Here is a 19,692-nt window from a genome sequence, read left to right as displayed (position 1 = left end):
CAGGCAGGGGCGCTCTCACCTCGTTCGGAGGCATCTGACCTCGGCGAACACCCGTTCGACGTGGTGCTAGGCTCGCGGACTCATGGGGCACCTTCTCAACGAGCCGGTTCATGCCGAGCACGACCTGGCCGGACGGCTCACCGCGTACAACTGGCGGGGCTCGCGGTACGCCGTGGACGAGGTCTTGAAGACCTACGGGTCGTCCCCTCACGGTGGGCTCTACCGGGTCCGCATCACCGGCGCGGACGGCGTGGGCATCGCGGAGCTCAGCCGTGACGACGACCGCTGGCGGCTCCGGCACCTCTTCTCGGCCTGACGCCAATACCGCCCCTGACGGGCCCCTTCCTCCGGACGTGTCTCTCGGCCCTGCCAAAGCTCTCCGGCCGGGTCGAGTTCGCGAAGCGAATGGCGCGCTCAAGGCAGCAGCTGGGACGCTCGGCCCTAACGGATCGTTCGACGTTGACGAGCCGCTCGACGTTGACGAGCCGCTCGGCGCTGACGAGCCGCTCGGCGCTGACGAGCCGCTCGGCGCTGACGAGCCGCTCGGCGCTGACGAGCCGCTCGGCGCTGACGCGGCGGACGGGTCGTTCGGTGCGGGCGAATCGGGATCGCTTGGGGTGGACGGGGCTCTCCGGCCGGGGCCGGATCGGGCGGTGTGGACGCGGGTCGGCGGGATCCAAGGGTCTGCTCTTGATCTGCTCGCCGCACGGATCGGCAGTCGGCACTACGCGCCGCACATCCACGATGAGTACGCGATCGGGGTGTGCACCGACGGCGTCGAGGTCATGGACTACCGGGGCGAGCGGCATCTCACCGGGCCGGGCTCGATCGTCGTGGTCGAGCCGGGGGAGACGCACACGGGCGGCCCGGCCGAGATCGGTGGCTTCGCGTACCGAGTCCTCTACCCGGGAGCGGCCCTGCTCGCCGAAGGGGCAGGCCTAACGGACGACGACGACCCGGCCTCCACCGAGACGTCCGGCGCTCTGCCGCATTTCCGGGACGCGATCGTTCCCGATCCCGAATTGGCGGCCGAACTCAGGCGCGTCCATCTCGTTCTCAGCCGTTCCGGCGATCCGCTCGAGGGCGAGTCTCGGCTCCTCGAGGTGTTGCGCGTGCTGGTGCGGCGCCATGGCTGCCGTACGGCACGTTCGGCGAAGGCAGCAGGACGGGTGCACCTCGCGGCAGGAGCGTCCGGGGCGGCGCGAGCGCGGGTCGCGCGCGCGGTCGCCGACCGGCTCGCGGACGAGCTGACCGATCCCCCGACGCTCGCAGAACTGGCCGCCGACCTCGGCCTGTCGCGCTACCAACTGCTCCGGGCCTTCAGGGACTCCATGGGCATGCCGCCCTACGCCTGGCTGGCCCAGCACCGAGTCGGCCGCGCCCGCCGCCTCCTGGACGCCGGCCACCGCCCGGCTGAGGCGGCATCGCTCGTCGGCTTCGCCGATCAGGCGCATCTCACCAGGTGGTTCCGTCGCGTCCTCGCCGTCACGCCGGGGGAGTACCGCACCAGCGTACGCAGCGGTATCCGCGACGGCGTGCGCAACGGCACCGGCGAAGGCATTCGCGACGACCTCCGTGACGGGGTGCGCAGCGGCCTCGGCGGCGGCATTCGCGGTGGCCTTAGCGGCGGCATTCGCGATGGCATCGGCGGCGGCATTCGCGATGGCGTTTGCAACAGCGTTCAAGACTCCGGGCGCGGCGGCACCGCAGGCTGAGCGGTGCGCGCCTCACCGCGGGGCCGCGCGCGGACGTCCGACGGGAGAACGAGTGAGTCGCCGGGGCTGGGTGCTGTTCACGCTGATGAGCGTGCTGTGGGGGATCCCCTACCTGATGATCAAGGTGGCGGTCGAGGGGGTGTCGGTCCCCATGCTGGTGTTCGCGCGGACCGCGCTCGGCGCCGCCCTGCTGCTTCCTTTCGCCGTACGAGGCGGAGTCCGGTTCGAGCTCTTCCGGCGCCACTGGCGGCCGCTCCTCGCGTTCGCCGTAATGGAGATCGTCGGCCCGTGGGCCCTGCTGTCGGACGCCGAACGACGCCTGTCGAGCTCGATGACCGGGCTGCTCATCGCGGCGGTGCCGATCGTGGGCGTGGTTCTGGCCCGGCTCACCGGTGACGGTGAACGACTCGGACCCGCGCGCTGGGGCGGCCTTCTCCTCGGCCTCGTCGGCGTGGCGGTCCTGGCCGCACCCCACCTGGACGGCGGGAACGCGGTGTCGCTCATCGAGGTGACGCTCGTCGTGATCGGCTACGCGACCGCGCCGCTGATCATGTCGCGGAAGCTGACGGACATCCCGAGCCTGCCGCTCACCGCCGCCTGCCTCACCCTGGCCGCGCTCGTCTACACGGCGCCCGCGATCGCGACCTGGCCGAACGCCATGCCGAGCGGCCGCGTCCTCGCCGCACTCGTCGGCCTCGGCGTCCTCTGTACGTCGCTGGCGTTCCTGGCGTTCTTCGAACTCCTCCGCGAGGTCGGTGCGTCGCGGGCAATGGTCTTCACGTACATCAACCCCGCCGTCGCAGTGGCCGCCGGCGTCATCCTGCTAGGCGAGCCGTTGACCGGCACGATCGTCATCTCGTTCGTCCTGATCCTCTGCGGCTCCGTCCTCGCCACCGCCCGCCGCACCCCACAACCCGCCCCCACCACAGAGGCCCCCGCCCCCACCAGCGACCCAGTCGACGCCACCACCTCAGGCCCCCGCCCCTGACCCCCACCCGCGCCGCCGCCACCAAACGCGCTGACACGAGACACACCCCGACGTCAGCACGCGCCGACGCCCGCACCACGGCCAGCAGCGTGCTGAAGCCGACGCTCGCGCCGCCCTCCACGCCAGGCGCTCGGGAGCCAGCAACCGGGCTCTCGGCTGGCAACCGGGCTCCCGCTGGCAACCGGGCTCCCGCTGGCAACCGAGGCCCCGCTTGCAACCGAGGCCCCGCTTGCAACCGCGCCGCCGCCACCAAGCGCGCCGACCAACTTGCACTCACTGACGCCAACGACCGCGCTGACACCGCTGCTCGCCCTGCCGCCAGGACTCCGCCAGTAACCCCGCCACCACCAAGCGAGCCGACGCCACTGCCCTCGCTGGCGCCACCCACCGCCGATGCTTAACGTCGCCCCTGGCGCTGACGCCGCTGCTCCCCTGGCGACAGCAACCGAGTCGCCGCCACCGAACCCACCGACGTCGCTGCCCTCGACACCACCGCCGATCTCGCCGACGCCACCCACATCGCAACAACGCAGTCGTTTTGGCGACCGGCCTTTACCGGTGATCTGGCGGGGGCTGATCGCTGAGGGCTATTTCGTACGTGGATTCGTCGAGTGCCGATCCCGCCGATGCCACTGCCCCGACCCCAGCCTCCAGCCCCGCTGTAGATCCCGACGTTGGATCCTGCCGGGCAACCGACCGGGCAGCCAAGGCAACGACGAGAAGCCGAACTACCAGCGAGCTGTTCCAACATTCGCCAGCCCTCCAACGCCTGAACGCGGGCCGGGGAGGCTCAGCGCTTGTCGCGCTGACCCTTGGCGAGGTCTTCGATGATCTTGTTCCCGCCGACGCGGCGCTGGACTGCGGCGGCCAGGCTGGGGGCCGCGCCGCCGACGATGGCGCCCAGCTTCAGACCGATCGGAGCGACGTCGATCTCGGCGACGTTCTTCTCGATGGCCCGGATCGTCGCGCGGGCAACGTCCTCCGGCTTCTTAGTGCCGACTCCCCTGGGCAGCTCGACGTCAGCCTCGGCGAACATGCCCGCGTCCCGGATGAAGCCTGGGAACACCGTGGAAACTCCCACGCCGTGCGGCCGCAGGTCCTCGCGTAGCGCCAAAGCGAATCCCCGCATGCCGAACTTGGTCGCGTTGTAGAGAGAGGCCTGCCCGGACGCCGTTTTCCCGGACAGCGAGGAGATAAAGACCAGGTGCCCGCGACCGCGCGCCGCCATCTGCTCTCCTGCCAGCTTCGCCATCACGATCGGCGCCCGCAGGTTGATGTCGAGCGAACGATCGATCTGGTCGATCGTGTAGTCGGAGAGGAGTCCAGAAGCGGGCAGCGCGGCGTTCGCCACGACGATGTCGAGCTCGCCCGCCTTGCCCAGTAGCCCCTCGACCTCGTCACGTTCAGCCAGGTCAGCGGCGATCGCGCGACCGCCGAGCCGTTCGGCCAGCGGATCGAGCACGTCCGTACGGCGCCCAGTGAGCACCAGTTCCGCACCGCGCGCGGCCAGAGCGACCGCGATCGCCTGCCCGATGCCGCCGGTGGCACCCGTCACCAAGACCTTCGCGCCTCGCACGTCCATGGGCGGATGATGTCACCGCAATCCACGCGTGGTCCACGAAAGCGGAGCATCCGTGACCGATCCCACCCCATCCGCAAACATCACCCCAAGCCCACCTCCGACCCACTCCCGCCGCACCCCCACCCCCGTCCCCGCTCCCGCTCCACCTTCCGTCCCGCTCTCGGCCCACCCTCGTTCCGCGCCTGGCTCATTTCCGGCTCGCCCAGAGCCACCCCCAGACCCTCGGCGAACCCCGCCCCTCTCATAGCCCACCCCGGCCTCGCTCTTGGCCCGCCTCCGGTGCAGACCCGCCTACCCCGACCTACTCCCGGCACAGCCCGCCGACTCCTGGCACAGCCCGCCAACTCCTGGCGCAGCCCGCCCGTCCTGGCACAGCTTGGGCCCGCTCCCGGTTCACCCGCGACCCGCCCCCGCCCAGCTCGCCTCGACTCACATCCGGTTCACCGCTGCCCACGCGAGGCTCTCCCCGGCCCGCTCCTGGCACAGCCCGCCGACTCTCGGCATAGCTCGGCCCGCTTCCGGCACAGCTTGACCGCTCCAGGTTCACCCGCGGCCCACTCCCGCTCTGGCTCACCTTGATTCACATCCAGCTCGCAACTCCCACGCGCAGCCCGCCACTCCCCACGCCCGACTCGCCTCACTTCAGGAACACGCCAGCGGGCCCCGGGCACACCTCGACCCGCCGCTACACCGTCCGTTCCACCTGGCCCACGACGGCCCAGCAAGGCAGGTCACCGGCCGCGCGTTCACACGTTCACATGCCTATGCGCCAGAGCAGCAGGATGAGCGACGAGAGGATGAGGCCGGCCGCGCCCAGCGGCGCCTGCCCGAGGGTGATCAGTATGGTGCAGCCCGCCGCCACGACGGCCGCCGCCGCGACCATGCCGCGGCCGCTCGCCGAGCCGGCCTGAACGCGCGGGATCTCGGGCTTCAGTTCGCGCTCCCAGAGACCGAAGTCGTCCTCTGCGTTCATCGGTCCTCCCCAGAACCGCCGTTGCCCGATTATGCGGCTGATCGTCCCGCCCGGCGAGATGGCGTGAACGTCACAGCATTCGCACCACCAGGCGTCTTGATTGGACGAAGAGTCCGATAAGGGCGACGGGGTGCGGAGCGCCCGGCGCGGGTTGCTAGGCTGCGGAGAGCCTGGGGGAATAGTCACATGATCCGTAGCCCCCGGCGGTTGGCTTCATAGTCGAGGTGAAGGGGTCCCCACCGTGAAGAAGCTGCTTGTTCTCGCTGTTCTTGCTCTTGGCGGCTTCGCTGTCTGGCGTCGGCTTCAGCAGGACCGTGCTGAGCTGGACCTGTGGACCGAGGCGACGTCCTCCGACAGCTGAATCGCCGGCGATGATCCCGCGGAGCACGGGAGACTGACTTCGAGGGAGGCCCCGGCGTGAGCGAAGCAGAGCGGATCACCATCGCCTGCCTCGATCTCGCCGGGACCACTGTCGCCGACGGCGACGCCGTCGAGACCGCCTTCGCCGAGGCGATCGCCACCATGGGGATCGTCTCCGGTACGGCGGCCCACGAGCGTGCCATGGCCCGCGTCCACGCGTCGCGAGGCCAGCCCAAGATCGAAATCTTCCGCACGCTCTTCGTCGGCGACGAGGCCCGCGCACGGGCGGCCAACCTGTCGTTCGAACGCTCGTACGACCTGGTCATCGACCGCCGCGGCCTCGCGCCCATACCCGGTGCCGAGCACGCCATCGAGCGTCTCACCGGCGCCGGGATACGAGTGTGCCTGCTGACCGGTTTCAGCCGCCGCACCCTCGGCCGCGTCGTCGACACGCTCGGCTGGTGGGGCCGCGTCGACCTGGTCCTGTCCCCCGAGGACGGCGGCCGCGGCCGCCCCTGGCCCGACCTGGTCCTCTCCGCCGCCCTCCGCCTCGGCATCGACGACGTCCGCCACATCGCCGTCTGCGGAGACACCGAGAACGACGTCCTCTCGGGCCGCCGCGCAGGCGCCTCCATCGTCGCCGGCGTCCTCACCGGCGCCCACGACGCCGACCGCCTCCGCACGGCCGGCGCCACCCACGTTCTCCCCAGCGTCGCCGAGTTCGCCGACCTCGCCCTGCTCCCCCTCCCACTGCGCCACGATGACGCAGTCCCCGCCGACCACCGGTAAGCTGTGTCGCGCCCATCCTCTGGGCGCACCCAAGGGGCCTTAGCTCAGTTGGTAGAGCACCGGCTTTGCAAGCCGGGTGTCAGGGGTTCGAATCCCCTAGGCTCCACCCGCGAAAACGCCCCCAGCCGAATCACGGCTGGGGGCGTTCGGGCCATTAGCGGGCCATTAGGCCACCGGGACGAGGACGCCTGTCGGACCGTCGTCCCCATCGTCGTCGTCCTCCTGGCCGTCGTTCCGAGTCGCCTTGATCTGCTCGTCGATCGCCGCCGCGATCGTCTTACCGGCCGCCGTAGTGGCGTGCTGATAGATCATGGCCGCCCGCACAGAGTCATGCCCCATGCGCTCCATCAGATCCCGCAAGCCCGCACCACTCTGCGCCGCGAGCATGTTGCCCGTGTGCCGTAGGTCATGGAAGTGGAGGCCGGGTGCGCCGATCGTCTCGACAGCCAGTGCCCAGCGCGCACCACGCCGGAAGTTGCCGCGCCGACCTGGACGATGCACGCACCCTTCTTCACGTGGCAAGGCGCACACTCAGCCCGAGGGTGCGCCGCCGATTCGACGCCGCGATCCGGCCCCTCGACGCCGCCTACGAGGCCAAGACGCTCAACAACCCGTTCGCGCCGCCTGATGTGCCTTGGTGGCTCCACCGTCTGAGGCCTTCGGAATAGAGATCCGGAACATACACGGAATGAGTCGCCGGATCGGAGTGGACCTGAACAAGCACTCGCGCAGTTCGGCGGACGCTGGAAGCCGAGATTGCTCTGGCTGCGCGGGCTGTACTGCTTGGGAGGCGGGTCACTGGGGGAGGTCGGCGGGGGTGGTGCCGGGCGGGCCTAGGACTACGTCTCCTAGTTCTTCGGTCACGGCCATGAAGAGTTCGGCGTTCAGCTCGGTGTCCGGGGTGGCGAGGTGGAGGGGAGTGCCGGCGCGGGCCATGAGCTCGGCGAACGCTGCTGGGGAGCTGATGTTGAGGGCTCGCGCGCCTTCGGGGCCGGAAGCGATCGCGTGGGGGACGTTCATGGGGATGGTGTGGAAGTCGCCGGAACGCAGGGTCACGGTGTCCGGGCCGCACCACACGGTGAGGGAGCCCGACACAACCCAGAGCCGTTCCTCATAGCGCGTGTGCAGGTGGAGCGGGGTCGCGGCGCCGGTGGGCATGAACGAGTCGGTGATGTCGTGGCGCCCGTCCGTTTCCTCTGCGGAGGTGAGGATGGTGACGCGAAGTTCCTTGCCCAGAACGTACTGGCGGGTCGAGTCACTGTTGGCGGGAGGGAAGAGGCTCATGGTGCTGTTGTGCCAGCTGTCTTCGGGGCTCCACAAGGCCAATGGTGGATTTCTCGGTGTGGGGTGTCGTACGGGACAGAAACGCCGCCATCCGGGGTGCCGGACGGCGGCGTTCTGGGGATGGGCCGCTGGGGCCGGCGATCAGACGTCTACGTCGACGGAGTCGTGCAGGGTGTCCTGCCAGACATTGTTCTGGTCGGTGACGGTGAGCTCGACCTGGACGAACACCGCGCTCCCGCCGTCGGCGGCGGTGACGAACTTGGCGCCCTTGCCGGCGCTGATCGTCGCCTGGAACTGGCGCTTGGCCCCGGTGCAGGGGCGGTCCCACAGTGCCTTGAGGCCCCTGACCTCGTTGTCCTCGCCCTGGTACTGCATGGCCTCGGACTCGATGAACCTGGCCTTATAGGGCATGTCGCACGAGTAGACGCCGCGTACGACGACGTTGCCCTTGTCCAGCTTGGCACTGCTGATCTGCAGCGACAGATTGTCCTCGGTGGCCGCCGAAGTGGTGGCGGCCGCGGCCGCGGCGGTCGGGGCGAGCAGGACGGCGGCGCCGAGACCGCCGGTGAGCACCATGGTGCGCAGCTTCATGGCTTTCCTCCTGAGGAACGTGCCGATAGCAAGATCAACTTAAGGAGGTGGTGGGGAGCCTGGCGGGTGTCGCGGGCCGGGTCAACCAACCTTGTGATTGCCGATACCAAAGCCGGACGCCGTCGCGGGTCGCGGGCTTTGTCGGAGGGGGCGAGTAGGGTCGCCGCATGTACTCGACGCGAGTATCACAGCACGTGAGAGCGCCGCGCTCGGCGGTCTTCCCGGCTCTGGTGAACGCGGACGCGATCGCGGAGTGGCGCGTTCCGGCGGACATGAGCAGCCTGGTCCACGAGTTCGACGCGCGGGAGGGAGGCAGGTACCGGATCTCGCTGACGTACGACGCGCCGGACGCGACGGGGAAGTCGACGGCGCACACCGACACCTACCACGGGCACTTCGCCGAGATCGTGCCCGATGAACGGGTGGTGGAGGTGTTCGAGTTCGAGACGGACGATCCCGCCGTTCAGGGGACCATCACGCAGACGACGACACTGGCGGATGTCGATGGCGGTACGGAGGTCGTCATCGTCCACGACGGGATGCCCGAGGGCGTCTCCGCAGCCGACAACGAGCTGGGCACGCGGATGGCACTGGAGAAGCTGGCCGCTCTTGTCGAGTCGGATCGCGGCTAGCCATTCAGATGTCTGCTCTGGCGGGGGCTGCGGGGCTAGCGGCGGTCTATGTGTCTGCCCGTCGGGCGTAGGCCTCGATTTCGATCTTCATGCGCGGGTCTGCGAGGCCGCAGACGAGCATGGTCGCGGCCGGTCGTACGGTGCCGAACGCGCGGCGAAGGACAGGCCAGCACGGCTCGAAGTCGGCGCGTTCCGGGAGTAGATAGCGGACCCGAACCACATCGGCGAGCGTGCAGCTCGCCTCCACCAGCGCGGCCTCGATGTTGCGAATGCACTGTTCGGCCTGCTCAACGACGTTGTCGGAGATCGTCATGGTGGCGTAGTCGAAGCCGGTCGTGCCGGACACGTGCACCCAGTCGCCGTCCACCACGGCGCGGGCGTAGCCGATTTGTTCCTCAAAGGTCGAGCCGCTCAGGATCGCTCGTCGTTCCGTCATGCGCGGAACGCTAGGTGACCAGTGTGAATACGTCTAATACACGATGGAGGCTTACCTGATATCTCTGAAGATATGGAGCGTCCCGTTCTGCCGCTGGCGCAGCTGCACGCCTTCGTCGTTCTAGCGGAGGAACTCCACTTCGGCCACGCGGCCGCACGCTTGGGAATCGCGCAACCGCCACTGAGTCAGCAGATCCGGCGCCTGGAGGACAAGGTCGGCCACGACCTGTTCAGCCGGGAGCCCGGACGGGTCGCCCTCACTGCCGCAGGTCAGGAACTGCTGCCCGCCGCCCGCCGAGCCCTCAACGACCTCGCCGACGGGCTTGCGGCGGCACGCGCCATCGGCAGCGGCCAGGCGGGAACGTTGCGCATCGGGTTCGCGGCGTCGCTCGCCCTGACCGTTCTGCCCGGCCTGCTCCGAGGATTTCGCGAACGGTACCCGGACGTGCTGCTGGACATCCGCGAGATGACCAGCGCGCCGCAGATCGAGGCGCTGCACGAGAAGACCATCGACGTCGGTTTGCTGCGGGAGCCGCCCGACGACGAACCGGACCTGGCGTTCAGGACAGTCCTGACCGAGCCGTTCGTGGCCGTACTGCCGACCGTGCACCCGCTGGCCGCACAGCGAACGGTCGAGTTGGCGCGCCTGGCCGACTCGTCGTTCGTGCTGCTCCCCCGCGAGGTCGGCCCGCAGCTCCACGACCAGATCGTCGCCCTGTGCGCCGAGGCGGGCTTCACGCCCCGGATCGCGCAGCACGCAGTGGAATGGCAGACCGTCTGCGCCCTGGTGGAGACCGGCCTGGGCATCTCGCTGGCCCCGGCGAGCATCCGCCGCATCCGATTGAAGGGAGTCGCGTTCCGCAGCATCCAGCCCAACACCACCCGCACCCGCGCAGCCATGGCCTGGCGCCGCAACGAACAAAACCCCCTGGTCACCAACCTCCTAGAAGCGGTGGGCAACCCACCCCACAAGTAGCGGCACATCCCCACGCATCGCCGCACCGCCCACGCGCCAAATGCCAAGCGCGTGTGCCTGACATCTCGGCCCGCGCGCATCGTCGCATGCGACTTGCGGCGAGCGCGTACGCCTGACGTTGACCGGCCCGCGCGCATTGCCGCACGGTTTCCGTGTCTGACGTTGCATGGCGCACGCACGTGAAGTTGTGTGGCGCGAGCGCGTGACGTCGATCGGCTCGCCTTTGTCGCCGCATGGCGTGCGTGCTTACGTCCGACGGCAGGCGCCTTGCGGTGGATGAGCTGTGCTTCTGGGGCTAAGTAACCTCCGTACGCAGCGCCGCGAGGCCACCGCGTTCGTCGGCGAGCCGTTCACCGGCTGACGCCGAGCTGCTCATGCCCGACGCCGAGCCGCTCATGCCCGACGCCGAGCCGCTTACGCCTAACGCCGAGCCGCTTACGCCTAACGCCGAGCCGCTTACGCCCGACGCCGAGCTGCTTACGACCGCCGGGTTGTGCGTGCGTGATGCCATGGTCCGCTCGGGTTACGCCGAACGGGCCGGGGGCGACCTCGACGACGCTCCCGGCGTCGGCGTGCTCTTCGCACCACACCAGTCCTGCCCGCGCCTAAGCCGGACGGCAGGCGCTCGCGTCGGATGATCCGCGTCTGCGCACTAGCTGCCCGAACGTCCGACGCGGACGTGTCCATGCCTGACGATGTCGGCTGCGGGGAGAGGGACGAGGGGTGACGCCGAACGGCCCGCGCCTTGGCGCGGGCTGTTTCGGGGAGTGGTGTTGGGAGTTAGGCGGCGGCGTGGGTTGGGTGGTGGGCGGGCAGGGGAGCGGGGTAGTCCTTGAGCTCGATGGCGGTTGCGGCCTTGGTGGTCAGCTTGTCGAGGAGGCGGATGAACGGGCCGGCGGTGAGGACCTTGTAGATCTTGGTGCGGCGGCGGAGGCTGCGGGTGGTCTTGGGGGCGAAGAACGTGCCCACGCCGCCGGCGACCTGCTGGCAGGCCTTGGTGAACTTCTTGATCTCCTTCTCGTACGCGGCGAACGCGGTGGTGTGGTCGGCGGACGCGGCCAGTTCGCCGGCGAGGACGTAGGCGCAGACGACTGCGAGGCCGGTGCCCATGCCGCCGCAGGTGGCGCCGTAGCCCGCGTCACCGAGGAGCGAGACCCGGCCCTTGGTCCACTGCTTCATGCGGACCATGCTGATCGAGTCGTAGTAGAAGTACGGCGCGTTCCGCAGGTCCTGCATCAGGGCCTCGCCGTGCCAGCCCATCCCGGCGAAACGCTCGGCGACCAGGCGCTTCTGCGCGTCGTAGTCGCGGCGGTGGACGTCGACCTGGTCGGCGGCGAAGACGCACATGACGTTGGCGGAAGCGCCGTTGTGGGTCGGGTAGAGCGCCATGCCGCGGCCGGGCTCGCTGTAGAGGACGCCATCGTGGCTCAGGCCGAGGCGGTTCGGCGCGTCGAAGATCGCCACGTGGTAGCCGGAGTCCTGGATGAACTGCTTCTCGTCACCGAACGCCAGGCGCCGCACGTTGGAGTGCAGTCCGTCCGCGCCGACCACCAGGTCGTAGCGGTCGGGCTCGCCGCGTTCGAACGTGACGTACACGCCGTGCTCGGTCTCGGTCAGAGAAGTGATCGAGTCGTCGAAGACGTAGGTGGCGGAGTGCCGGGTCCGCTCGTACAGGATCCGGGCCAGGTCGCCGCGCAGGATCTCCACCTCGCCGCCGGTGAACGAGGCGGGGAGTTCGACCAGGTCGCGGCCGTCGGAGCCGATGAGGTGCAGAGCGCCGTTGTCGGTCTGATGGCTGCGGACCTCGTCCAGGATGCCCATCTTCTCCAGGACGGACAGGTGAACGTGGCCGCGGAAGTCGACCGCCTGCCCGCCGGGCCGGATGCCGGCCGCGCGCTCCACGACGGTGACCTCGAAGCCGTACTGCGTCAGCCAGTAGGCCAGGGACGGTCCGGCGATGCTGGCACCCGAGATCAGAACCTTCTTGTTCATTGCCTGCTCCTGTGTCTTCGTCGTTCTCTCGTTCTCGATGACACAGAGATTCGCCGGGCGCGCTGACCAGGCGCGCACGCGTGGCTGACCGTGCTTGTGCGCGGTTGGTCAGCGGTGCTGCTAGTGGTGGCAGGCGGGCAGCTGGTGAGCAATGCGGTGTGGAGGGCTGCAGGTGTCCGGGCCGTGCGCAAGTGGTGCTGGCTGGAAGCGGTGGGCGGCGGTGCTGGTGGTACTGGACGGGTGCTTTGGTGCTCGCCTTAGCGCTGCTCGTGGGTGCCCTCGCGATCGTTCTCTCCTGGATCGGCGCCCCGCTTAGCGCAGCCAGGTAGAAAAAGGCTCTGGCGGTCCCCTCCAGCGCTACCCGGGCTCGCACCGGAGGCTGGTTGTCCGCTGGCCTGCCTTGCACGCGGGTCGAGCTCTGTCCGCAGGGTGTGCCCGGTCCGCGGAGTGTGGCCGGTCGGAGGAGCGTGCCCCACCGACGTGGGTGTCCGTCCATTGGCTTGGCTTGCCACAGGGCCCCAACAGTTGGGCTCGGCTAGGGCCGGGCTAGGGCCGGGGCCTTGGCCTGGCTTGTGGCTTGGCCGTTCTGGGGCTGGAGCTGCGCGTCAGCGGCGTTCGGGGCTCCATGGGGGTTCGGTGCGGAAGTGGCCTTGGGGGATTGGGGGTGGGGCTTGGTCGCGTTCGGAACGGGAGTAGAGGGAGCGGAGCCAGGTCAGGGCTATGAACGAGATGACGATGATGCCTGCGGCGTTCAGGAGGGTGATCAGGTGGCCTTGGGTGTCGGTGGCGCGGGGCAGGTAGCCGTGCTCCAGGAGCTGGAACTGCCAGCGTGCGCCGGTGAGGTAGAGCGTCGCCGCGATCGCCAGGCCGTGCATGGAGTCCCACAGGGCGTGGAGGAGTGAGACGCCCAGGTAGGCCAGTACGACGGGGCCGGTGATGCGCAGGCGGTGGTGACCGCGCGAGGCGGCGAAGAGCGTGCCGCCCAGGATCGCCGTCCACAGCCCGTGGCCGAGCGGGGTGAGCAGGCCGCGCAGGATCTCGGTCTCGACCATTGAACGGATGCTGAGCCCGTCGACGGTGAACAGGGCGTTGAGCGCGTAGCCCGAGCTTTCGAACGCGGCGAAGCCGAAGCCGACCGTGGCGCCGAGGACGAGCCCGTCGCGCAGTGAACGGTGGCGCAGGTGGCGGGCCACGAAGATCAGCGCGATGAGCTTGACCGCTTCCTCGATGAGGCCCACGCCGACGTACATCCACAGGGACGGGTGCAGCAGGTAGGTCTCGAGCAGCGATGCGCCCAGGACACCCAGTACGCCGCCCACGACGAACGCCGTGAACAGGAGCGGCACCGTGATCTCGCCTGACGTGCCGTGCTCGTACGCCCAGATCGCGAACGTGACCGGCACCAGGAAACTGCCCAGCAGCACGATCGTGGGCAGCAGATTGGTGTTGGCGGTGATCACAGTGACCGCGACCGTGGCGGCCCATAGAGCCAGGCCGGTCCAGAACACCTTCAACCACGTTCGCGACGTCCGCTGCGTCATTGCTCCCCCGAGCGCATCGTTCACCGTAAGTAGACGGAACCTACCCATCAGCCTGGGGAATCTTTGCCCGCTCGAGTAAAAGGGCGGTATGCGTGGCCGGTGGCCCACGGGCTGGTGACCTGTGGTGGTGCGGGCCATCCAGCAGGCGGGCATTGGGTGACCGGGGCGAGCAGGAGCGGTTGGTGGCGGGATCCCTCGCCGTCGTCCCGGGGACTTACATGGCCGTTCACAGGCGGCGCTGCCGTCGCGGTCAGCGCCTACGAGGGCACGTCAACGGAGGTACGCCCCACGGAAGGGCTGCGCCCATCGGCGGGGGCGGGTGTGACTCAGGAGGTCTGCCGTTCTCCGCCGCGCGTTCCCCGTCGTGGATCACCAGACCTGCATGCTGCGGTGGGGCTGCGCGTCCGGCAGGCGGTCCTGGTCGGGGGTACGCACCTGGCGGGGGTGCGTACTGCACGTGGGGGTGGGCGGCTCGGGGTGGCGCCGGGGCTTACTGGAGCGTTGGGCGGGTTAGCGGGCCGCTTGGTCGGCTTGGCGGAGATGGGGGAGAGATCCCTCGTGCGGGCGAGGCGGCTTGGGGTTGTGCGGCCGGATACTGGGCGAATGCCCCTTCGCCTTCCGCGCGTCAGGGTGGCGGACGTCGCGGTGGCTCTCGCTGTTGCGGTGCCGACATCCGTTCCGTTCGTCGCCTGGAACAACGTGACTCCGCTGGGTGCACTGTTCAACGTGGGTACCGTCGTTCCGCTGCTGTGGCGGAGACGTGCATCGTTCGCCGTGGCGCTCACAGTATGTGCGTTCGCCATTCTGGTTTCGGCGTACCACCGGCCAGGCCAGATGTTGCAGTACGGCGGACTGGTCGCGTTCTACACGATCGCTGACCTGGGACAGAAGGCCTGGCAGCGCTGGGCGTTCGTCGTGGGAATGCTCGCGACCACACCGCCCGCCGCGCTGCTCATCAAGCACAACACGGCGCCGGAGTTCATGTTCACCCTGCTGCTCCCCCTCGCCGCGTTCCTGCTGGGCACGCTCGCCCGGACCGCGCGCGAACGCACGGCTGTGCTGGCAGAACGTGCCGTACGGCTGGAACGCGAGCAGGAGGCGCACGCCGCACGTGCTGCGGCGGAGGAACGCGCCAGGATCGCCCGCGACATGCACGACGTGCTCGCGCACGCGGTCAGCCTGATGATCGTTCAGGCGGAGGCGGGGCCGGTGGTGGTGCGCAGCGACCCGGATCGGGCGGAGCAGGCGTTCGATGCGATCGCGGCGGCCGGGCGGGACGCGATGGTGCAGCTCAGACGGACGTTGGGCGTGCTCAAGGAGGATCAGGACGAGGGCGTTCGGGCGCCGCAGCCGACCATCGCGACCCTCCCGGACTTGATCGCGCGCGTGGACAGCACCGACCTGCGGGTGGAGTTGCACAACGACGGGCTCCCCCGCACATTGCCCCCTGACGCCGATGTGGCGGCGCACCGCATTGTGCAGGAAGCGCTGACGAACGCGGTCAAGCACGCTGCGGCCACGTCGGTCACCGTACGGCTCGACTGGACAGGGACCGACGAGCTGCTGATCACCGTCACTGACGATGGCCAGGGCGTTGACGATCCCGCGTTCCCCAGAGGCCTCCGCGGGGTGATGGGAGGCCGGGGCCTTGGCGATCGCGCGGTGGGCGGTGGCCACGGCGGCGACGGGTCCACGGCTTCTGGCGGCCATGGCGGCGGATCCACGGTGGCTCGTGGCAAGGGAGGTGGCGGGCCTGCGGCGGGTCGTGGCTATGGCGGAGGTGGATCCATGGTGACCCGGGACGCCATCGGCGGTGGACCTGCGCCAGCTGGTGGCGAAGGCCGCGACGAATCTGCGGTGGTTGGTGGCTGCGGCGGCGGCGGACCTACGGTCGCCCGCGGCCATAGTGGCGGCGGGCCTACGGCGGCTCGTGGCGAGGGCAGTGGTGAATCTGCGGTGGCTGGTGGCAGTGGCGGCGACCGATCCACGGCGGCGCATGGTCCTAGCGGCAGTGGCCCTGCGGCAGCCCGTGGTCATGGCGGGTCTGCGGCGGCTGGCGGCCCTAGCGGGGGTGGATCTGCGACGGCGGGTGGCAAGGGTGTCGCCAGATCTTCGGCGGGAGGACCCGGTGTTGGTGCATCGGCGGCGGCACGGCGCTCCGGCATGAATGGATCCAGGGTGGCGGGTGGCCACGGGCTTATCGGGATCCGGGAGCGTGCGGCGTCCTGTGGAGGCGTGGCTGAGGCAGGGCCGCTGCCGGGCGGCGGGTTTCGCGTGACTGCCCGGCTTCCTTATGCCGATCGACAGCCGCACGCCGAACGGATTCGGGAGGTCACGCCTTGATCCGGGTCGTGCTCGCGGACGACCAGGAGCTCGTACGCAGCGGCTTCGCGATGATCCTCGAGGCCCAGCCCGACATCCAGGTGGTCGGCGAGGCGGGCGACGGTGAGGCGGCGATCGCGGCCGTTCGGGCCCACCAACCCGATGTCGCTCTCCTCGACATCCGGATGCCGGGCCTGGACGGGATCGAGGCGGCCAAGGTCATCTGCTCGGAGAGCCGCACGCGGGCGCTGATGCTCACCACGTTCGACCAGGACGACTACGTCTACGACGCGCTCTACGCGGGCGCGAGCGGCTTCCTGCTGAAGGACGTCCGGCGCGATGACCTGGTCCATGCCGTACGCGTCGTCGCCGCGGGGGAGTCGCTGCTGGCCCCGACCGTCACGCGCCGGCTGATCGCCGACATCACCCGCAACCGCCCGCGCGAGGGCACGCCGCCGTCCGAGCGCCTGGCGGTCCTGACCGCGCGCGAACGCGAGACGCTGCGCCTTCTCGGCCGCGGCCTGTCGAACGCGGAGATCGCCACGGCCATGGTCGTCAGCGAACACACCGTGAAGACCCACGTCAGCAACGTTCTGTCCAAGCTGGGCCTCCGCGACCGAGTCCAGGCCGTCATCGCCGCCTACGAGAGCCGCCTCATCGAACCGGCCTGACCGGCGCACTCGGTCGGACGGGGGAGTTCAGGCGGGTGACTCCCCCACGTGACGGATGGGCGAAGACCGCCCGCGGCGGCGATCACGTGAACGACGTCGCTCCCGAGGATCGAAGGCAGAGAATCTTCGGTCGCTCCGGGAGTGATGCACATGCTCAGAACATCCCGATTCGGGTTCGCCTTTCACGCCGCGCCTGCGCTGATGCTCACGTACGGCGTCATCCGGCTCATCGACGGGAGGGACGGCACGTACGGTCCCGGACTCGCGTGGACGGTCGGGCACGTGCTCTTCCTCGGCGCGCTCGTTCTGTACGGGCTGGTCACCGCTGGTCTCTGGAGGCAGATGCCGGCGGGAGGAACGGCCCGGAGGACGACCGCAGGCATCGCGGCAGGGCTCTCGGCCCTGGGGCTGGTCGCGTTCATCCGGGTCGCGATCATCGACATCGTCGTCGGGCTCAAGGCCGCCGACCACGCCGAGAAGAGCACGCTCGCGCACAAATACGCCGACGTCCCGAACGTTCTGCCCTCGGCCGTCTACGACACGGCGCCGATGCTGTTCATGCTCGGCCTGACCGTCCTGCTCGTTCAGCACGCCGTGATCGCCCGGCGCGCAACGGTGGCGCTCTCCCCCGTCGCCGGCCTGCTCGGCTTCGCGGTCATCGCCGTCAACCTCAACCTGCTCCCCCTCGGCGCCGCGCTCATCTGGCTGTCCCTCCTCCCCTTCGCCCGCCCAAACGCCCACCGCACCGCCACCGAAGCCGTTCCCGCCTAACAAACGCCCAAGCGACCCGCGTCAGCCGCCTAGACCGGCCGCCTCGACGGCCACCGCGGTCACTCGCCGCTCCAGCGACTGTGACCGGGCGCCGTGGCCGGGCGCCGTGGCCGGGCGCCGTGGCCGGGCACCGTGGCCGGGCACCTCGGCCGGGCACCTCGGCCGGGCACCTCGGCCGGGCACCACGGTCAGGCACCACGGTCAGGCGCGCGACCGGCCAGCGTGACCCGGCGCCGTGGCCGATCCCGTGGCCAGTCACCGCGGTCAGCCATCGCAGTCGGCGTTCACGGCTGGGCGCCATGGTCAGCTGCCTTGACCAGGCACCAGCCAAGACCGGGCACCTGGGCCGGGCGCCCCCGGACAGGGTGGCTGGGCAGTGCGGGCTGGTGTGTGGCGCGGGTGGTGTTCGGGGGTTAGGAGGCGGTTGCTCGGAAGGTGCGGCGGTAGGCGGAGGGGGAGGTCTTCATGGCGCGGGTGAAGTGGTGGCGGAAGGTGACGGGGCTTTCGAAACCGACGGCGGTGCCGATCTCTTCGATGGGGATGGTGCCGCCTTCGAGGAGGGGGAGGCTCGCCATGATCCGTTGGGTGATGACCCAGCGCAGGGGACTGGTGCCGGTCTGGCGGTTGAAGTGGCGGATGAACGTGCGGGGCGACAGGTGGGCTTGGCGGGCTAGATCGGCGACCGTGATGGGTTCGGCGAGGTGGTCGAGGGACCAGGCCATGGCTCGGGCGATGGCGTCGTCGGTGGCCGGTTCGGTCACGGCGGCCTCGACGAACTGGGCCTGGCCGCCCTCTCGGTGCGGCGGGATGACCAGTCGGCGGGCGACGGCGTTGGCGACCTTGGCGCCGTGGTCCTTGCGTACGAGATGCAGGCACAGGTCGAGCCCGGCGGCGCTGCCCGCGCTGGTCAGCACGTCGTCACCGTCCACATACAGAACGTGTGGATTCACGTGAATCATTGGGTAGCGCGACTGGAGGAGCGCCGCGTACTGCCAGTGGGTGGTGGCCTCCCGGCCGTTCAGCAGACCGGCTGCGGCCAGGGCGAACGCGCCTGAGCAGATGGAGACGATGCGGGCTCCCCTGCGGTGCGCCTCCTGCAGGGTCGCGACCACCTCGGGTGCCACGTCGCCGCGTACGTCGGGGACCGCGACCACCATCACGGTGTCGGCGGAGGAGAAGACGTCCAGGTCGTTCTCGATCGTCATGGTGAAGCCGCCGACCGCGCGGAGCGGGCCGCGTTCCAGCGAGCAGACGCGCAGGTCGTACCAGGGCACCTCGAGCTCCGGGCGGGGCAGGCCGAAGACCTCGACGACGGAGCCGAGCTCGAACGGCGCCATGCCGTCGAACGCCAGGACCGAGATCGTGTGACGCCGGGCGGGAGGAGAGAGGTGCATGGCGAAATCTTAGCGGTGTGCGGCATTCATGCCACTGGTGGGTGTTCGGTGCTGGACGCGAACATTGAGTCGTTCGCACAGAGAAAGCCCAGGTCAAGGAGTGCAGATGAGCAGCAGCGCCGTCACCAAGGTTCCCGCGGCCGCGAATGGCGAGGCGATCGCGCACTTCGCGGCGCGGCTGGCCTTCGAGACCGACGTGTCCGATGTGGCCGCCGACCTGGAGGCCGGGGCGTCCGGTGTTGTGGTCGTGGACACGCGCAGCATCGAGAGCTGGAACCAGGGGCACGCCGACGGCGCGATCCACCTACCTACTTCGGACATCGCCGCGCGGGCCGGGGAGTTGATCGAACATGACGCCACCGTGGTCGTCTACTGCTGGGGACCGGGCTGCAACGGTGCTCAGAAGGCCGCGCTGGAGTTCGCGAAGCTCGGTTACGCGGTCAAGGAGATGATCGGCGGCTTCGAGTACTGGGCACGCGAGGGCTTCCCGGTCGCCAACGGTGCGGGCCTGGTGACCCGGCGGGCCGCCGACCCGCTCACCGCTCCCGTCTCCGGTATCTCTTGCGCCTGCTGACGAACATGTGGGTGTGAACGATGCTGTGGCTGTGGCTGTGGCTGTGGCCGTGGCCGTGGCCGTCGGAGTCGCCGTGGCCGTCGCCGTCGCCGCCGTCGGCTC

General features: G+C 69.7%; 21 protein-coding genes and 1 tRNA gene. 12 read left to right on the top strand and 10 right to left on the bottom strand.

Annotation, left to right across the window (positions count from 1 at the left end; all coding sequences use genetic code 11):
- Window positions 1-82 precede the first annotated feature (82 nt).
- From J4573_RS40885 to J4573_RS40875, 3 genes are read left to right on the top strand one after another with little or no spacing between them, the layout of a single operon-like run.
- A complete protein-coding gene (locus J4573_RS40885; RefSeq protein WP_208261532.1) occupies window positions 83-316 on the top strand; it encodes a hypothetical protein in 234 nt (77 codons plus the stop codon).
- Complete coding sequence (locus tag J4573_RS40880) at window positions 273-1,715, top strand: helix-turn-helix domain-containing protein (protein ID WP_307797311.1); 1,443 nt, start codon at window positions 273-275, stop codon at window positions 1,713-1,715. Before J4573_RS40885 ends, J4573_RS40880 begins: the two co-directional genes overlap by 44 nt.
- 52 nt (window positions 1,716-1,767) lie before the next feature.
- A complete protein-coding gene (locus tag J4573_RS40875) occupies window positions 1,768-2,703 on the top strand; it encodes a DMT family transporter (RefSeq protein ID WP_208261531.1) in 936 nt (311 codons plus the stop codon).
- 790 nt (window positions 2,704-3,493) lie between these two features.
- On the opposite strand, the gene J4573_RS40870 is transcribed toward J4573_RS40875, so the two are convergent.
- Together J4573_RS40870 and J4573_RS40865 are read right to left on the bottom strand one after the other, a co-directional pair.
- Window positions 3,494-4,285, bottom strand: a complete 792-nt coding sequence (locus J4573_RS40870; protein ID WP_208261530.1) for an SDR family NAD(P)-dependent oxidoreductase — start codon at window positions 4,283-4,285, stop codon at window positions 3,494-3,496.
- A 754-nt stretch (window positions 4,286-5,039) separates the two neighbouring features.
- Window positions 5,040-5,258 (bottom strand): hypothetical protein, encoded by a 219-nt coding sequence (locus J4573_RS40865; protein ID WP_208261529.1) that lies wholly within the window; start codon window positions 5,256-5,258, stop codon window positions 5,040-5,042.
- A 241-nt stretch (window positions 5,259-5,499) separates the two neighbouring features.
- On the opposite strand from J4573_RS40865, the gene J4573_RS54695 reads away from it, so the two are divergent.
- The 3 genes from J4573_RS54695 (at window position 5,500) to J4573_RS40855 (ending at window position 6,513) form a co-directional block, all read left to right on the top strand.
- Complete coding sequence (locus tag J4573_RS54695) at window positions 5,500-5,619, top strand: DLW-39 family protein (RefSeq protein ID WP_307797310.1); 120 nt, start codon at window positions 5,500-5,502, stop codon at window positions 5,617-5,619.
- Window positions 5,620-5,675: 56 nt separating this feature from the next.
- Window positions 5,676-6,407, top strand: coding sequence for an HAD family hydrolase (locus J4573_RS40860; protein WP_208261528.1), 732 nt, complete (start codon window positions 5,676-5,678; stop codon window positions 6,405-6,407).
- A 33-nt stretch (window positions 6,408-6,440) separates the two neighbouring features.
- Window positions 6,441-6,513: transfer RNA gene (locus J4573_RS40855), tRNA-Ala, on the top strand.
- 59 nt (window positions 6,514-6,572) lie between these two features.
- On the opposite strand, the gene J4573_RS55665 is transcribed toward J4573_RS40855, so the two are convergent.
- The 3 genes from J4573_RS55665 to J4573_RS40840 all read right to left on the bottom strand — a co-directional run bounded on the left by J4573_RS55665 (window position 6,573) and on the right by J4573_RS40840 (window position 8,282).
- Window positions 6,573-6,908: a tyrosine-type recombinase/integrase gene (locus J4573_RS55665; RefSeq protein ID WP_307797308.1), complete on the bottom strand. Its 336-nt coding sequence runs from the start codon at window positions 6,906-6,908 to the stop codon at window positions 6,573-6,575.
- A 294-nt stretch (window positions 6,909-7,202) separates the two neighbouring features.
- Window positions 7,203-7,691 (bottom strand): cupin domain-containing protein, encoded by a 489-nt coding sequence (locus tag J4573_RS40845; RefSeq protein ID WP_208261526.1) that lies wholly within the window; start codon window positions 7,689-7,691, stop codon window positions 7,203-7,205.
- A 141-nt stretch (window positions 7,692-7,832) separates the two neighbouring features.
- Complete coding sequence (locus tag J4573_RS40840) at window positions 7,833-8,282, bottom strand: hypothetical protein (RefSeq protein WP_208261525.1); 450 nt, start codon at window positions 8,280-8,282, stop codon at window positions 7,833-7,835.
- 194 nt (window positions 8,283-8,476) lie between these two features.
- Here J4573_RS40840 and J4573_RS40835 point away from each other — a divergent pair, with 194 nt between their 5' ends.
- The gene (locus J4573_RS40835) at window positions 8,477-8,914 is read left to right on the top strand and encodes an SRPBCC domain-containing protein (protein ID WP_208261524.1); all 438 of its coding nucleotides are present in this window, start codon (window positions 8,477-8,479) and stop codon (window positions 8,912-8,914) included.
- 46 nt (window positions 8,915-8,960) lie between these two features.
- On the opposite strand, the gene J4573_RS40830 is transcribed toward J4573_RS40835, so the two are convergent.
- The gene (locus J4573_RS40830; protein ID WP_208261523.1) at window positions 8,961-9,350 is read right to left on the bottom strand and encodes a RidA family protein; all 390 of its coding nucleotides are present in this window, start codon (window positions 9,348-9,350) and stop codon (window positions 8,961-8,963) included.
- A gap of 72 nt (window positions 9,351-9,422) precedes the next feature.
- On the opposite strand from J4573_RS40830, the gene J4573_RS40825 reads away from it, so the two are divergent.
- The gene (locus J4573_RS40825; protein WP_208261522.1) at window positions 9,423-10,325 is read left to right on the top strand and encodes a LysR family transcriptional regulator; all 903 of its coding nucleotides are present in this window, start codon (window positions 9,423-9,425) and stop codon (window positions 10,323-10,325) included.
- Between the two features lie 350 nt (window positions 10,326-10,675).
- On the opposite strand, the gene J4573_RS40820 is transcribed toward J4573_RS40825, so the two are convergent.
- From J4573_RS40820 to J4573_RS40810, 3 genes are all read right to left on the bottom strand, one after another.
- Window positions 10,676-10,915 carry a hypothetical protein gene (locus tag J4573_RS40820; protein ID WP_208261521.1) on the bottom strand — a complete coding sequence of 80 codons (240 nt, stop codon included), beginning with the start codon at window positions 10,913-10,915 and terminating at the stop codon, window positions 10,676-10,678.
- A 190-nt stretch (window positions 10,916-11,105) separates the two neighbouring features.
- Window positions 11,106-12,317, bottom strand: coding sequence for an FAD-dependent monooxygenase (locus tag J4573_RS40815; protein ID WP_208261520.1), 1,212 nt, complete (start codon window positions 12,315-12,317; stop codon window positions 11,106-11,108).
- A 605-nt stretch (window positions 12,318-12,922) separates the two neighbouring features.
- Window positions 12,923-13,858 (bottom strand): PrsW family intramembrane metalloprotease, encoded by a 936-nt coding sequence (locus J4573_RS40810; protein WP_208261519.1) that lies wholly within the window; start codon window positions 13,856-13,858, stop codon window positions 12,923-12,925.
- A gap of 630 nt (window positions 13,859-14,488) precedes the next feature.
- Between J4573_RS40810 and J4573_RS56410 the strand changes: the two genes are divergently transcribed.
- The 3 genes from J4573_RS56410 (at window position 14,489) to J4573_RS40795 (ending at window position 17,622) form a co-directional block, all read left to right on the top strand.
- Complete coding sequence (locus J4573_RS56410; RefSeq protein WP_208261518.1) at window positions 14,489-16,201, top strand: histidine kinase; 1,713 nt, start codon at window positions 14,489-14,491, stop codon at window positions 16,199-16,201.
- Window positions 16,198-16,851, top strand: a complete 654-nt coding sequence (locus J4573_RS40800) for a response regulator (RefSeq protein ID WP_208261517.1) — start codon at window positions 16,198-16,200, stop codon at window positions 16,849-16,851. Before J4573_RS56410 ends, J4573_RS40800 begins: the two co-directional genes overlap by 4 nt.
- A 150-nt stretch (window positions 16,852-17,001) precedes the next feature.
- The gene (locus J4573_RS40795) at window positions 17,002-17,622 is read left to right on the top strand and encodes a hypothetical protein (protein WP_208261516.1); all 621 of its coding nucleotides are present in this window, start codon (window positions 17,002-17,004) and stop codon (window positions 17,620-17,622) included.
- Window positions 17,623-18,035: 413 nt separating this feature from the next.
- On the opposite strand, the gene J4573_RS40790 is transcribed toward J4573_RS40795, so the two are convergent.
- A complete protein-coding gene (locus J4573_RS40790; protein WP_208261515.1) occupies window positions 18,036-19,016 on the bottom strand; it encodes a helix-turn-helix domain-containing protein in 981 nt (326 codons plus the stop codon).
- Window positions 19,017-19,122: 106 nt separating this feature from the next.
- Between J4573_RS40790 and J4573_RS40785 the strand changes: the two genes are divergently transcribed.
- Window positions 19,123-19,590: a rhodanese-like domain-containing protein gene (locus J4573_RS40785; RefSeq protein WP_208261514.1), complete on the top strand. Its 468-nt coding sequence runs from the start codon at window positions 19,123-19,125 to the stop codon at window positions 19,588-19,590.
- Window positions 19,591-19,692: the final 102 nt, after the last annotated feature.

It is taken from the genome of Actinomadura barringtoniae, from assembly GCF_017573505.1.
GTDB classification, from domain to species: Bacteria; Actinomycetota; Actinomycetes; order Streptosporangiales; family Streptosporangiaceae; genus Spirillospora; species Spirillospora barringtoniae.
This window is presented reverse-complemented; position numbering and strand designations above follow the sequence as displayed.

Bases quoted from the DNA above. Each gene is read 5' to 3' on its own strand.
- J4573_RS40885 (WP_208261532.1), top strand. From the start codon at position 83: ATGGGGCACCTTCTCAACGAGCCGGTTCATGCCGAGCACGACCTGGCC.
- J4573_RS40870 (WP_208261530.1), bottom strand. From the start codon at position 4,285: ATGGACGTGCGAGGCGCGAAGGTCTTGGTGACGGGTGCCACCGGCGGC.
- J4573_RS40865 (WP_208261529.1), bottom strand. From the start codon at position 5,258: ATGAACGCAGAGGACGACTTCGGTCTCTGGGAGCGCGAACTGAAGCCC.
- J4573_RS40845 (WP_208261526.1), bottom strand. From the start codon at position 7,691: ATGAGCCTCTTCCCTCCCGCCAACAGTGACTCGACCCGCCAGTACGTT.
- J4573_RS40840 (WP_208261525.1), bottom strand. From the start codon at position 8,282: ATGAAGCTGCGCACCATGGTGCTCACCGGCGGTCTCGGCGCCGCCGTC.
- J4573_RS40830 (WP_208261523.1), bottom strand. From the start codon at position 9,350: ATGACGGAACGACGAGCGATCCTGAGCGGCTCGACCTTTGAGGAACAA.
- J4573_RS40825 (WP_208261522.1), top strand. From the start codon at position 9,423: ATGGAGCGTCCCGTTCTGCCGCTGGCGCAGCTGCACGCCTTCGTCGTT.
- J4573_RS40815 (WP_208261520.1), bottom strand. From the start codon at position 12,317: ATGAACAAGAAGGTTCTGATCTCGGGTGCCAGCATCGCCGGACCGTCC.
- J4573_RS40810 (WP_208261519.1), bottom strand. From the start codon at position 13,858: ATGACGCAGCGGACGTCGCGAACGTGGTTGAAGGTGTTCTGGACCGGC.
- J4573_RS40795 (WP_208261516.1), top strand. From the start codon at position 17,002: ATGCTCAGAACATCCCGATTCGGGTTCGCCTTTCACGCCGCGCCTGCG.
- J4573_RS40790 (WP_208261515.1), bottom strand. From the start codon at position 19,016: ATGCACCTCTCTCCTCCCGCCCGGCGTCACACGATCTCGGTCCTGGCG.
- J4573_RS40785 (WP_208261514.1), top strand. From the start codon at position 19,123: ATGAGCAGCAGCGCCGTCACCAAGGTTCCCGCGGCCGCGAATGGCGAG.